This is a genomic window from Burkholderia sp. Se-20378, from assembly GCF_017104665.1.
GTDB classification, from domain to species: Bacteria; Pseudomonadota; Gammaproteobacteria; order Burkholderiales; family Burkholderiaceae; genus Burkholderia; species Burkholderia lata.
This window is the reverse complement of the sequence record NZ_JAAGPG010000248.1, coordinates 1-12,284: the sequence shown is the minus strand read 5'-3', so window position 1 is coordinate 12,284 and position 12,284 is coordinate 1. Positions and strand designations below refer to the sequence as shown.

The 12,284-nt window shown below is 66.6% G+C and carries 11 protein-coding genes; 9 read left to right on the top strand and 2 right to left on the bottom strand.

Annotated elements, in window-relative coordinates; genetic code table 11:
- The first annotated feature begins 490 nt into the window (after positions 1-490).
- Positions 491-1,447 (top strand): mannuronate-specific alginate lyase, encoded by a 957-nt coding sequence (locus G3N93_RS23365; protein WP_174933047.1) that lies wholly within the window; start codon positions 491-493, stop codon positions 1,445-1,447.
- Between the two features lie 31 nt (positions 1,448-1,478).
- Here the strand turns inward: G3N93_RS23365 and G3N93_RS23360 are convergent, their stop codons facing one another.
- Positions 1,479-2,504 carry an AraC family transcriptional regulator gene (locus G3N93_RS23360; protein ID WP_206134057.1) on the bottom strand — a complete coding sequence of 342 codons (1,026 nt, stop codon included), beginning with the start codon at positions 2,502-2,504 and terminating at the stop codon, positions 1,479-1,481.
- Positions 2,505-2,855: 351 nt separating this feature from the next.
- On the opposite strand from G3N93_RS23360, the gene G3N93_RS23355 reads away from it, so the two are divergent.
- The 6 genes from G3N93_RS23355 (at position 2,856) to G3N93_RS23330 (ending at position 9,159) form a co-directional block, all read left to right on the top strand.
- Positions 2,856-4,103, top strand: a complete 1,248-nt coding sequence (locus G3N93_RS23355; RefSeq protein WP_206134056.1) for a dienelactone hydrolase family protein — start codon at positions 2,856-2,858, stop codon at positions 4,101-4,103.
- 40 nt (positions 4,104-4,143) lie between these two features.
- A complete protein-coding gene (locus G3N93_RS23350) occupies positions 4,144-4,932 on the top strand; it encodes an SDR family oxidoreductase (RefSeq protein WP_206134055.1) in 789 nt (262 codons plus the stop codon).
- A 67-nt stretch (positions 4,933-4,999) separates the two neighbouring features.
- Positions 5,000-6,238, top strand: a complete 1,239-nt coding sequence (locus G3N93_RS23345; RefSeq protein WP_206134054.1) for a styrene monooxygenase/indole monooxygenase family protein — start codon at positions 5,000-5,002, stop codon at positions 6,236-6,238.
- Between the two features lie 5 nt (positions 6,239-6,243).
- On the top strand, positions 6,244-6,771 hold the full coding sequence (locus G3N93_RS23340) for a flavin reductase family protein (protein WP_206134053.1): 528 nt from the start codon (positions 6,244-6,246) through the stop codon (positions 6,769-6,771).
- A gap of 36 nt (positions 6,772-6,807) precedes the next feature.
- Entirely contained in the window at positions 6,808-7,764 is a 957-nt protein-coding gene (locus tag G3N93_RS23335; protein ID WP_174933058.1) for a transporter, read from the top strand.
- A gap of 132 nt (positions 7,765-7,896) precedes the next feature.
- Positions 7,897-9,159, top strand: coding sequence for a serine hydrolase (locus tag G3N93_RS23330; RefSeq protein ID WP_206134052.1), 1,263 nt, complete (start codon positions 7,897-7,899; stop codon positions 9,157-9,159).
- Between the two features lie 170 nt (positions 9,160-9,329).
- On the opposite strand, the gene G3N93_RS23325 is transcribed toward G3N93_RS23330, so the two are convergent.
- Complete coding sequence (locus G3N93_RS23325; RefSeq protein WP_241026671.1) at positions 9,330-10,007, bottom strand: TetR/AcrR family transcriptional regulator; 678 nt, start codon at positions 10,005-10,007, stop codon at positions 9,330-9,332.
- A gap of 195 nt (positions 10,008-10,202) precedes the next feature.
- On the opposite strand from G3N93_RS23325, the gene G3N93_RS23320 reads away from it, so the two are divergent.
- Together G3N93_RS23320 and G3N93_RS23315 are read left to right on the top strand one after the other, a co-directional pair.
- Positions 10,203-11,357: an acyl-CoA dehydrogenase family protein gene (locus G3N93_RS23320; protein ID WP_206134058.1), complete on the top strand. Its 1,155-nt coding sequence runs from the start codon at positions 10,203-10,205 to the stop codon at positions 11,355-11,357.
- Between the two features lie 46 nt (positions 11,358-11,403).
- The coding region (locus tag G3N93_RS23315; protein ID WP_206134051.1) for an acetyl-CoA C-acyltransferase at positions 11,404-12,284 on the top strand (881 nt) is incomplete at its 3' end.

Sequence of the window (12,284 nt, the reverse complement as noted above, 5' to 3'; positions counted from 1 at the left end):
CTCCCGGCAGCGATCGCCCTCGCGCGTCGCGCCGTACCCGTCCCCGTTACCATCGTTCCTTGCTCCGTCGTGCTGGTGGCCGATTCGGCCTGATCGCGGCGCGACGCACCGTCGGCGTCGGCCCTGTGTTGTCTTCTTTGCGATGCGGGTTGCGCGCGAGTCGGCATGCACTGGCCCATGGCGTCGGTCGCGAGCGCAGCGATGATACCGGGCGAACGTGGCGAGGTCTTGAAAAAAGTGCGTCGACGTTCGGCGCGTGGAAGGTGGGCCGGCTCGGCATCGAGCCAGACGGTTGCCGCCGGGCAAGGCGGATGAAAGACCGGAGCGCTAGACTGCGTGCGCCACGGAAAGCGGTCGCGGGCTGCACGGCCCCGCGTGTCACCGGGATTCGTCGTGCTGCGCCGGCCATGCGGGTCCGGCGCCGCGATGTTGTCCTCCCCCAAGGTTCGGCTTCCGTGTTTGTCACGCCACCGCCACCACCGAGGACCGTATGCCCCGCCTGTCGACTCGACCGCTGTTCGCCGCGTTGCTCGCCGTGAGCGCACTCTTCTGCGCCGTGCCGCCGGCCCGCGCCTGCGACATCCCGGCGGCCGTCGCGACGATCGATCCGCCCGGCTACTACGACGACGCCGCCGGCTATGCGCGCGCGGTCAAGCCAATGCGCGATTTCATTTCGCGGCTCAATGCGTCGGCGGACCAGGGTGACTGGTCGTGCGCGGTGAGCCTGCTGGAAAGCTGGGCGCGGGCCAATGCGCTGATGGGCCCGATCTCCGGTTATCAGGGCGACTACGAGCGTTCATGGGCCGGCACCGACTTCGCGATGGTGATCCTGCGCATACCGCGCGACGTGCGCGAAGCAAACCGCGCACGGTTCGACGCGATCGACCCGTGGCTCGAACGCATCGCGATCGCCACCCGCGATGCGGAAGCGATCAACCATCTACACAACAACCTCGTGTACTGGGCCGGACTCGACCTGATCGCCATTGGTACCGTGACCGGCAACACGAGCCTCGTCGACTCGGGGCTGCTGCGGGTTCGCGAAGGCATCCGCGACATCGGCCCCGACGGTTCGCTTGCACGTGAAGTCAAACGCGGCAACCGCGCGCTGCACTATCACACGTTCGCGCTACTCCCGCTCGTGTTCGCGGCGGAACTCGTGCAGCGACGCCATATCGATCTCTATCGGGAAAGCGACGGCGCGATCGGCCGCCTGGCGAACCTCGTCATCAATGCGGTCGTCACTCCCGCCAGCTTCACGGCCATCACGCCGATCAAGCAGGACCTGTTTCCGTGGACGTTCCGCGATGAACTGAGCTGGGTCGAACCGTACTACGCGCGCTTTCATGACGCTCGCCTGCCGGCGATCATCGCATCGCGCCGCCCGTTCACCGAATGGCGGCTCGGCGGGGATGTGACGGCAGTCTGGGGCGCGCCGCTGCCGTAGAGAGTCGGTGAGTGAGCTGCCGCGCGAGCCGCTAGGCGCGCGCGCGCCGCATCCTGAGCGTCGCCGACGGCGACTCGCCGAACGCCCGCTTGTACTCGATCGCGAACCGCCCGAGGTGCGCGAAACCCCATTTCAGCGCGATATCCGTCACCGACGCGAGCCCCGGCGACGCGTCGGCCAGCAGCTCCTCGCGCACATGTTGCAGCCGCAACTGTCGCACGAAGCCCATCGGCGTGATCCCGTGGCGATGACGAAAGCCGGCGAACAGCGTACTCGGGCTGACGCCGGCGAGTTCGGCGAGCCGTTCGATCGTCAGCGGCTCGTCGAGATGCGCGCGGATGTAGTCCTCGACGCGCCGCACATAGAACGGCGCGAGCGCCACCGGCAGGTGCCGCGCGCCGTTGCGCGCGCTGTTCGGGTGGCCATGCAGCAGCAGGTTGAGCAGCGTCGATTCGAGCTGCTCGAAGGCAAGCGGATGACGCAGCGGATGCGCATCCGTCACGATCGCGCCGGCGAGGATCGGCAGCATCTGCGCCAGACACGTCCCCTGCGACGACGACAGGCTGAATTCCGGCTCGAATTCGACCGGCGCGCGCCGGTCGTCGCCGAAATGCCGCTGCGCGTGGCGCTCCATCACTTCGCGCTCGATGCGCAGGATGACTTGCGGGCACGCGTCGCCCCAGCGCATCTTCAGCGACAGCGTCGGCGAGATCAGCGACGCGGTGCCCGGCGACGACACGAAACGCGCCGACCCGCACTCGATCTCCGCGTCGCCGCGCAACGGGATCTGCAACAGGAAGAAGTGCTCGAGCGGCCCGGGCTCGATGCTGACGCCACCGCCATAATCGAGCAGGTTCAACGACAGGTTGCCCCAGCGCGCATGATGCATGCAGCTGTGCAACGCGCGCGATTCGCCGGTCGGCGTGAGCCGGTGCGGCTTGAAGACGTCGGCGACGCGTGCGCGAACCTCGTCGACATCGTTCGACTGCAACAGCAGGTTGTCGTGATTGAAACAGGCCGTATCCGGCAGCCAGCCTGTTCCGGAAAATTGCGCCATCGATGTTCTCCCGTCATGCTCGATTGCACTCGCGCCGTGCATGCGTTCCCGGTAGGGGGCATCCGCCGCACGATCCGGATAGCGCCCGGAGTATCCGGACAGTCCGGCCGCCAAAGCACGCAAGTCCCGCGCAAACGACGCAAGAAGCGGACCGTTCGCGCATCGTAGAAAACTGTGCGGGGCTTCCGCATCCGCACATACCCGCAGTCAGCCGCGCGCCTGCCCACGCGCGGCGGCCGGTGCAACAGGTTTCCGGAATTCGTGGATACCGGCCGAAGAAAGCGGATAGAAACGCCCATTTCGTCCGCCAATACTGGGCTTGTCGCAGCAATGAACTGAATGGAGGGACACATGCAAGGACGTCACATCGAGATCCCGTCGCCGGACGGCGGCACGTTTCGCGCATACCTGAGCACGCCGGCCGCCGGCAAGGGGCCCGGCATCGTGCTGTGCCACGAGATCTTCGGCGCGAACGCGACGATGCGGGAAGCGGCCGACTACTACGCGGAGGAAGGCTATACGGTGCTCGTGCCCGACCTGTTCTGGCGCCAGGCGCCTGGGATCGAACTCGGTTACGCAGCCACCGATATGGAACGCGCGATGGCCCTTTACCGCGAATACGACGAGAACCAGGGCGTCGAGGATGTCGGCGCCGCGCTGAGCACACTCAAGACGCTGCCGGAATGCACGGGCGAAGCCGGCGTGCTCGGTTACTGCCTCGGCGGCAAGCTCGCGTATCTCGCCGCGTGCCGGCTGCCGGGCGTGGCCGCGGCGGTCTGCTACTACGGCGTGGGCATCGAGCAGGCGCTCGACGAGGCGTCGCACTTGCACGGCCGGCTCGTGCTGCAGATCGCCGGACAGGACCGCTTCTGCCCGCCCGACGCGCAGCAGCGCATCGCCGACGCGCTGGCCGGGCGCGACGGTATCGAAGTGTATGTGTATCCGGGCGTCGATCACGCGTTCGCGCGCGTCGGCGGCGAGCATTTCGACAAGGCCGCCGCGATCATGGCGCACCAGCGCGCGATTGCCGCTTTCCGTGCCGCGCTCGGCCCGCGCTACGACCTGTCCACACTGTGGGAAGCGCATCTCAAGCACGAATTCGACACACGCAACGTCGATGCAACGATGGCGACGATGGTTGCGCAACCGTACGTCAATCACATTCCGACGCTGACGGGCGGCGTCGGCTACGACGAGCTCAAGCGCTTCTACACGCATCATTTCGTGCATGCGAATCCGCCCGACACGACGATCACGCCGATCTCGCGCACGATCGGCGCGAGCCAGATCGTCGACGAGCTGCTGTTCTGCTTCACGCACACCACCGAGATCGACTGGATGCTGCCGGGCGTCGCACCGACCGGCAAGCGCGTGGAGATTCCGCTCATCGCGATCGTCAAGTTCCGCGGCGACAAGCTCTATCACGAACACATCTACTGGGACCAGGCGAGCGTGCTCGTGCAGATCGGCCTGCTCGATCCGGCCGGCCTGCCGGTCGCGGGCGTCGAAACGGCCCGCAAGCTGCTCGACGAAACCGTGCCGTCGAACGGCCTGATGCGCCGCTGGCAGGACAGCGAGCCGTCGTCGGGTGCGCATTGACGCGGACCTTCCCCCACACAACGATTCCCGGAGACACCCCATGACTGCCCTTGCTGGCAAAGTCGCGATCGTCACCGGCGGCGCCACGCTGATCGGCGCCGCGGTCGCGCAGGACCTGAACCGCGCCGGTGCGTGCGTCGCGATCCTCGATCTCGATGCGGAGAACGGCGCGCGCGTGGCCGATTCGCTCGGCGAGCGGGCGATGTTCGTCGCGCTCGACATCACCGACGATCGCGCGATCGAGCGTGCGGTAGCGGACATCGTCAAGCGGTTCGGCGCGATCGACGTGCTCGTCAATCTCGCGTGCAGCTACGTCGACAACGGCATCCAGGCGACCCGCAACGACTGGCTCGCCGCGATGGACGTCAACGTCGTGTCGGCGGCGATGCTCGCGAAGGCCGTGCACCCGCACATGGTCCGGCGCAGCGGCGGCGCGATCGTGAACTTCAGCTCGATCTCGGCCCAGTGCGCGCAAACCGGCCGCTGGCTGTACCCGACGTCCAAGGCGGCGATCCGCCAGCTCACGCGCAGCATGGCGATGGATCTCGCGCCCGACCGCATTCGCGTCAACTCGGTGTCGCCGGGCTGGACGTGGTCGCGCGTGATGGACGAGATGACGCATGGCGACCGTGCCAAGACCGATCGCGTCGCCGCGCCGTTCCACCTGCTCGGCCGGGTCGGCGATCCATCGGAAGTCGCACAGGTCGTGACGTTCCTGTGCAGTGACGCGGCGAGCTTCGTGACGGGCGCCGACTACGCGGTGGATGGCGGCTATGCCGCGATGGGCCCCGAACAGGCGGTGCCGGCCATTCCGCGTCTCGCGGAATGACCGCTGCCCGCCGCCGCTTTCCCCACCTCTTCGTACGGCCGGCATCCGGCCAACCCAGGACACACTCATGAGACGCATCGCCATCGTCGGCGCGGGCCAGTCCGGCCTGCAACTCGCCTTCGCCCTGCTCGACCAGGGCTACCACGTCACGCTCGCGACCAACCGCGACGCCGAACAGATCCGCACGGGCAAGGTCATGTCGAGCCAGTGCATGTTCCACACGTCATTGCAGATCGAGCGCGACCTCGGCCTGAACACCTGGGAGGAAGCGTGCCCGTCCGTCGAAGGGATCGGCATCGCGGTGCCGCATCCGGACGGCAACGGTCGCAAGGTGATCGACTGGTCGTCGCGGCTCACCCGCTATGCGCAGTCGGTCGACCAGCGCGTCAAAATGGCCGACTGGCTCGACGGCGTGCGGCGCCGGGGCGCGGACGTGCGCATTGCCGACATCGGCGTGCCCGAACTCGAGGAACTGGCGCGCAGCCACGACCTCGTGCTGCTCGCGGCCGGCAAGGGCGAGATCGTCAACCTGCTCGGCCGCGACGACGCGCGCAGCGCGTTCGACCGTCCGCAACGCGCGCTGGCCCTCACCTATGTAAAAGGGATGACGCCGAGCCAGCCGTATTCGCGGGTGCGCTTCAACCTGCTGCCCGGCATCGGCGAGTATTTCGTGTTCCCCGCGCTGACCACGACGGGCCCGTGCGAAATCATGGTGTTCGAAGGCATTCCGGGCGGCCCGCTCGACTGCTGGGCCGATGTGAAGACGCCCGAGCAGCACCTCGACCGGAGCCTGTCGTTCCTGCAGCAGTATGTGCCGTGGGAATTCGAACGCTGCCGCGACGTCGAGCTCACCGATCCGAACGGCACGCTGGCCGGGCGCTTCGCGCCGACGGTGCGCAAGCCGTTCTTCCGGTTGCCGTCGGGCCGCACGGTGTTCGGGATGGCCGATGCGGTGGTCGTCAACGATCCGATCACCGGCCAGGGATCGAACAACGCCGCAAAATGCGCGAAGGCGTATTTCGACGCGATCGTCGCACGCGATGCCGCACCGTTCGGCGAAGACTGGATGCAGCAGACGTTCGAAGGCTACTGGGCGTATGCGCAGCATGTCGTGCGCTGGACCAATTCGCTGCTCACACCACCGCCGCCGCACATCCTCGAACTGCTCGGCGCGGCCGGCCAGTTGCCGTCACTCGCCGCGGCGATCGTCGACGGCTTCGACGATCCGCGCCGGTTCGCACCGTGGTGGTTCGAGCCGTCGGCCTGCGCGGCGATGATCCGCGAACACGGCGCACGCGCGGAGTAACCGGCATGGAAACGACCGCTACCGATCGCCCGGCCCTCGACCCGATGCAGTTGCGCGCCGCGTTCGGGCAATTCCCGACCGGCGTGACCGTGATCACCACGTGCACGGCCGACGGACGGAAGGTGGGCCTCACCGCCAATTCGTTCTCGTCGCTGTCGCTCGATCCGCCGCTCGTGCTTTGGAGCCTGCGCAAGGTCGCGCCGAGCCGCCCGGATTTCGTCGCGGCCACCCATTTCGCGATCAACATCCTCGCGCACGACCAGATCGAGTTGTCGCGCCGCTTCGCGACGCCCAGCGCCGACAAGTTCGACGGCGTGCTTCACGTCGACGCTGAGACTGGCGGCGTGCCCTGCCTCGACGGCGCAAGCGCGCGCTTCGTGTGTCGCAACGTCGGCCATTACGAAGGCGGCGATCACCTGCTGTTCATCGGCCAGATCGAACAGTTCGACGCGTTCGGCCATGCGCCGCTGGTGTTCCATGCCGGCCAGTATCGCGCGATCGCCGATCACCCCGATCTTTTTCGTGCCATTTGATTAGTTATACCAATAAATATCCAGGAGGTGGTGAACATGAAACTCGGCTCTCGCGTACTCGTCGTCGCAGGCCTCACGATCGCCGGCATGGCGGCCAGCGCGCCGGCCGGCGCGACCGACCTGCCGGCGGTCAATCTCGGCATGACCAGCTTCCTCGACGGGATGCCGCCGGCCGGCTCCGGCTGGTACGGCACGCAGTACCTGCAGTACTACACGGCCGGCCGCGTCAACGACAATGCGGGCAACAAGGTCGGGCTGCCGAAGCAGGACATCGACCTGTTCGCGGGGCTGAGCCAGCTCGTCTACCAGTCGCCGCTGACGTACGCGGGCATGCATCCCGGACTCGACGTGATCCTGCCGTGGATCGCGTCCGCGCGAACCGACGACGGCATCGGCAACGTCGCGCTGAATGCGCGCGCCGGCTTCGGCGATCTGCTGATCGGCCCGTTCATCCAGTTCGACCCGGTGATGGGCGCGCAAGGCCCGCGCTTCGCGCAGCGCGTGGAGTTCCAGTTCATCGCGCCGACCGGCGCGTACGACCCGTCGCGCGCGATCAATCCCGGCAGCCATTTCTGGTCGTTCGATCCGTACTGGGCGGCGACGCTCTGGCTCACGCCCAAGTGGACCGTGTCGTGGCGGCTGCATTATCTGTGGAACGCGACCAACCACCAGCCGGCCACGTCGCTTGGCCCGGACGTGACGTCGACGCAGGCCGGTCAGGCGGTTCACGCGAACTTCGCGACCGAGTATGAAGTGCGACCCGGCCTGCGGCTGGGGCTCAACGGCTACTGGCTGCGCCAGACCACCGACATGAAGGAAAACGGGCAGGACGTGCCGGGCACGCGGGAGGCCGTGTTTGCGATCGGCCCGGGGGCCATGTATAGCTTCTCGCCGCAGGATCATCTGATGTTCAACGCGTACTTCGAGACCTATGCGCGCAACCGGCCGCAGGGTACGCGGATGGTGCTGCGCTACGTGCATCACTTTCAGTGACGGCCTCGGCCGGGTGAACGGGCCCGATCGCAATCGTCGGATGTAATCGGGCTGCCGGCACCCACGCGCCTGTCCTATAGTTTTGGAGAAGACCACGCAGCCAATACGTCTCGACCACGGAGGGTCCGCACCATGGCGACTTCAGCAACCGTCCGGTTCTGGTCGAACGTATCGCGGCGGCTGGCGCGCGGCATGGTTGCCGTCGCACCGGCTTTGGTGATCAGTCTCGCCGTTTCCGCGTGCGGCGGCGACAGCTCGCCGACCTCGAACACGCCCGCGTTCGCGAACGCGGCGCGCCCGCAGATCAACGCGCTGCTCGCGGACACGCTCACCCCCGGCGCGGTCGTCTATGTGCAGTCGCCGCAGGGCAACTGGCTCGAATCGTTCGGCACGGCGGTGCGCGGCACGAACACGCCGATCCCGACGAATGCGCACTTTCGCGTCGGCAGCGTGACGAAGACCTGGACCGGCACGGTGATTCTGCAACTGGTACAGGAAGGTCGGTTGAGCCTCGGCGACACCGTCAGCAAGTTCGTCACGAACGTGCCCAACGGCGACACGATCACGATCGAACAGTTGCTGACCATGCGTAGCGGCCTCTACAACTATTCGACGAATCTCGCGTTCAACCAGACGCTCGATGCGCAGCCCGACAAGGTCTGGACCACGTCCGAGTTGCTGGGCATCGCCGAAGGCCAGCCCGTCTATTTCCCGCCCGGCACGGATTTTCGCTACTCGAATACGAACACGATACTGCTCGGGCTCATCATCGAGCAACTGACCGGCATAAGCGCGGCCGATGCGATGAACGCGCGCCTGTTTGCGCCGCTCGGGCTGGCCAATACCCTGCTCCCGCCGCAGCAGGACACGTCGCTGCCGGCGCCGGCGCCGCAGGGCTATCAATGGGGCACCAATGCCGAGACGACCGACAGCGACGCGCTGTCGCCCCAGCGCCAGGCTGACGCGAAAAGCGGCGCGCTGCAGCCGACCAACGTGACCGGCGTCAACACGTCGTGGGCGTGGACGGCCGGCTCCGGCATTTCAACCGTGACGGAACTGGCCGCCTACGTGCAGCGGATGGTCGGCGGCGGCTACCTGAACGCCGACCTGCAGGCGCAACGGCTCGCCAGTTGCACGCCGGTCGATCCGACCGACCCGATGTCGGCGAGCTACTGCCTGGGCCTGGCCAAGTTCGGCACGTTCTACGGACATACCGGCGAGATACCGGGCTTCAACACCTTCATGGGCTACGACCCGGTCACGAAAACGACGATCGTCACGTGGTCGAACACGGCTGCCGCGCCCGATGGACGCGCACCGGCCAACGAAATCGCGCGGATCATCATGGGCGAGCTCAGCAACGCGGCCGAAATACCGGACGAAGGCCGGCCGTGATGCGGTGAAGGGGAACGTCGCGACCGGGGATGAAGTGCGCCGCGGCCTACGGCTCAACGGCGACTGCCGGCGGCAGGCCACCGACGTGAAAGAACACGAGCAGGCCCCGCCCCTCGGCGCACGGCATCGCACGCGACCGCCAGGAAGCCAGACATCCTGACGGAGCCGCGTCATTCACCGGCCGACATCGCCCGCCACAAGATGGCGAACAGTTCGTCGAACTGCGAGGTCAGCGGCCGCGTCTCGCCCCGCATCAGGTGCATCACCATCACGCGCCCCAGCACGCCCATGAACACGTCCAGCAGCACCTTGCTGGATACCTTGTCGTTCAACGTGCCGCGCGCCTGACCGTCCTTGAAAACGCCGAGGAAGGCTTCCATCAGCTCCCGGCTTTCATAGATGCCGATGTTCTTGTACCGCGACATGGGCATGGTCGTGAACATCATCAGCATCACCGACGGATGCTTGTCCATGTAGTCGAGCGTGACCCAGCAGGTCTTGCGCAGGCGCTCGCGCACGTCGTCGATGCCCTGCAGGTGATCGATCATGCGCTCGGCCAGCCGGCCCAGCATCACGTCGAGCATCGCGCAAACCAGCACCTCCTTGCTGCCGAAGTACTTGTAGATGGTTTGCAGCGACACGTTGGCCGCGCGGGCCACGTCGGCCAGGCCCACCTCATGGAAATCGCGCCCGGAAAACAGCTCCAGCACGGCTTTCTCGATCCGGGCCAGCGTGTGACCGCGCATCCGCATCAGCAGCGCGCGGCGCTCCTCGGGCTTGAGTGCATCGGGCGCCGCTTGCGCGTCAATGGATGGGTGCCTTTCCTTCATGGAAAGGCATGTTACCAAATTATCTCAAAATGGAAATAAGCCCTCCCGTTGCCTTGCCTTTCAACGCTCGCGTTACCAGAATGGCTCGCGCTGGATGCAGGTTTTTCATCGATTCCGCGTCGCATCAGGCATACGGAAACGGTAATCGGGATTACCGACAAGAGCGACCCGACCGGGAAAACCCGGATCGCAATCACCCGACGAGCACACACCATGGCTATTCAAAATTTCGCCCCGAGCTGGATGACCCATGAGCACCAGATGCTGTTCGATACGGCCAATCGTTTCTTCAAGGAGCAGTGGGTTCCGAGGGACGAAGCCTGGCGCCAGGCCGGCATGATGGACCGGCACGCGTGGGAAGAAGCCGGGGCCAACGGCTTCCTGTGTGCGTCCATGCCCGAGGCGTACGGCGGCGCGGGCGGCGACTTCGGGCACGAGGCCGCGCTGATCCTTGCCCAGGGCGCGGCGGGAATCGGCGGCTTCGGCGGCTCGCTGCACTCGGGCATCGTCGCCCCCTACATCCTGCGCCACGGCACCGAAGCGCAAAAGCAACGCTGGTTGCCGCGCCTCGCCACGGGCGAGCTGATCGGCGCCATCGCGATGACCGAACCCGGCACGGGGTCGGACCTGCAGGCGGTGCGCACCACCGCCGCCCGGGATGGCGACCACTACCGCATCAACGGCAGCAAGACCTTCATCACCAACGGCCAGCTTGCCAATCTGGTCATCGTGGTCTGCAAGACCAGCAAGGACGAAGGCGCGCAAGGCATGTCGCTGCTCGTGATCGAGACGGACCACGCGCCGGGCTTCAGGCGCGGGCGCAACCTCGACAAGCTCGGGATGGATGCGCAGGACACCTCTGAACTGTTCTTCGACGATGTGCGGGTGCCCGTCGACCACCTGCTGGGCGGGAACGAAGGCATGGGCTTCATCCAGCTCATGCAGGAGCTGCCGCAGGAGCGGCTGATCGTCGCCGTGGCAGGCATTGCGGCGATGGAGCTGGCCATGCAGGAAACGCTGGCCTATACCAAGGAACGGCAGGCGTTCGGCAAGCCGATCTTCTCGTTTCAGAATACGCGTTTCAAACTGGCCGAATGCCAGGCGCTGCTGATGGCGTCGCGTGCGCTCGTGGATGCGGCCATCGTCGCGCACCTCGACGGCGAGCTGGGCGTGGACCGCGCGGCGCTCATCAAGTACTGGGTCACCGACAACCAGTGCAAGCTGATCGACGAATGCCTGCAGTTCTTCGGCGGCTACGGCTACATGAAGGAATACCCGATCGCCCGCCTGTACGCCGACGCGCGCGTGCAGCGCATCTACGGCGGGACCAACGAAATCATGAAGGAACTGGCTTCGCGCTACCTGTAAGCGCCGGCGCGCCTTCACCCCACCCATCCATCAGGGAATGTTCCTCATGAGCGAAGCCTATATTTTCGATGCCGTGCGCACGCCGCGCGGCAAGGGCAAGAAAGACGGCAGCCTGCACCAGGCCACCCCCGTATGGCTGCTGCGCACGCTGCTGCAGGCGCTGCAAGCGCGCAGCCGGCTCGACACCGCGCGGGTGGACGACGTGGTGCTCGGCTGCGTGACACCGGTGGGCGAGCAAGGCGCGGACATCGCCCGCACCGCCGTACTCGACGCGGGCTGGGCGCAAAGCGTGGCGGGCGTGACGCTGTCGCGCTTCTGCGCGTCGGGGCTGGAAGCCGCCAACCTCGCCGCGACCAAGATCATGTCGGGGATGGAGGACATGGTGGTGGCCGGCGGCGTCGAATCCATGAGCCGCTGGGCGATGGGCAGCGACGGCGGCGCGTGGGTGATGGATCCGCGCGTCAACAGCGTCACGGGCTTCATTCCGCAGGGCATCAGCGCCGACCTCGTCGCCACGCTCGAAGGCTTCGACCGCAGCGATCTCGATGCGTATGCCGCCGAGTCGCATCGCCGTGCGGCGCACGCGCAGGCGCAGGGTTACTTCGCCCGCTCGATCGTTCCGGTGACGGATCTCAACGGCCGGCTCCTGCTGGATCGGGACGAGACGATTCGCCCGGGTTCCTCCGTCGAATCGCTCGCGCAGATCGGCGCCGCGTTTGAAACGATGGGCGCGATGGGCTTCGATGCCACCGCGCTGGACAAATACACCACCATCGAAAAAATCCGTCACCACCACCATGCCGGCAATTCGTCCGGGATCGTCGACGGCGCGGCACTGCTGCTGATGGGCAGCCGGGCCGCAGGCGCGCAGACGGGGCTCAAGCCGCGCGCCCGGGTGCGCGCGTTCGCGGTCACGGGCAGCGAGCC

Excerpts from the sequence above, each read along its gene's own strand:
- G3N93_RS23335 (WP_174933058.1), top strand. The coding sequence starts at position 6,808 with ATGAAACTCGGCTCTCGCGTACTCGTCGTCGCAGGCCTCACGATCGCC.
- G3N93_RS23355 (WP_206134056.1), top strand. The coding sequence starts at position 2,856 with ATGCAAGGACGTCACATCGAGATCCCGTCGCCGGACGGCGGCACGTTT.
- G3N93_RS23320 (WP_206134058.1), top strand. The coding sequence starts at position 10,203 with ATGGCTATTCAAAATTTCGCCCCGAGCTGGATGACCCATGAGCACCAG.
- G3N93_RS23350 (WP_206134055.1), top strand. The coding sequence starts at position 4,144 with ATGACTGCCCTTGCTGGCAAAGTCGCGATCGTCACCGGCGGCGCCACG.
- G3N93_RS23360 (WP_206134057.1), bottom strand. The coding sequence starts at position 2,504 with ATGGCGCAATTTTCCGGAACAGGCTGGCTGCCGGATACGGCCTGTTTC.
- G3N93_RS23340 (WP_206134053.1), top strand. The coding sequence starts at position 6,244 with ATGGAAACGACCGCTACCGATCGCCCGGCCCTCGACCCGATGCAGTTG.
- G3N93_RS23345 (WP_206134054.1), top strand. The coding sequence starts at position 5,000 with ATGAGACGCATCGCCATCGTCGGCGCGGGCCAGTCCGGCCTGCAACTC.
- G3N93_RS23330 (WP_206134052.1), top strand. The coding sequence starts at position 7,897 with ATGGCGACTTCAGCAACCGTCCGGTTCTGGTCGAACGTATCGCGGCGG.
- G3N93_RS23365 (WP_174933047.1), top strand. The coding sequence starts at position 491 with ATGCCCCGCCTGTCGACTCGACCGCTGTTCGCCGCGTTGCTCGCCGTG.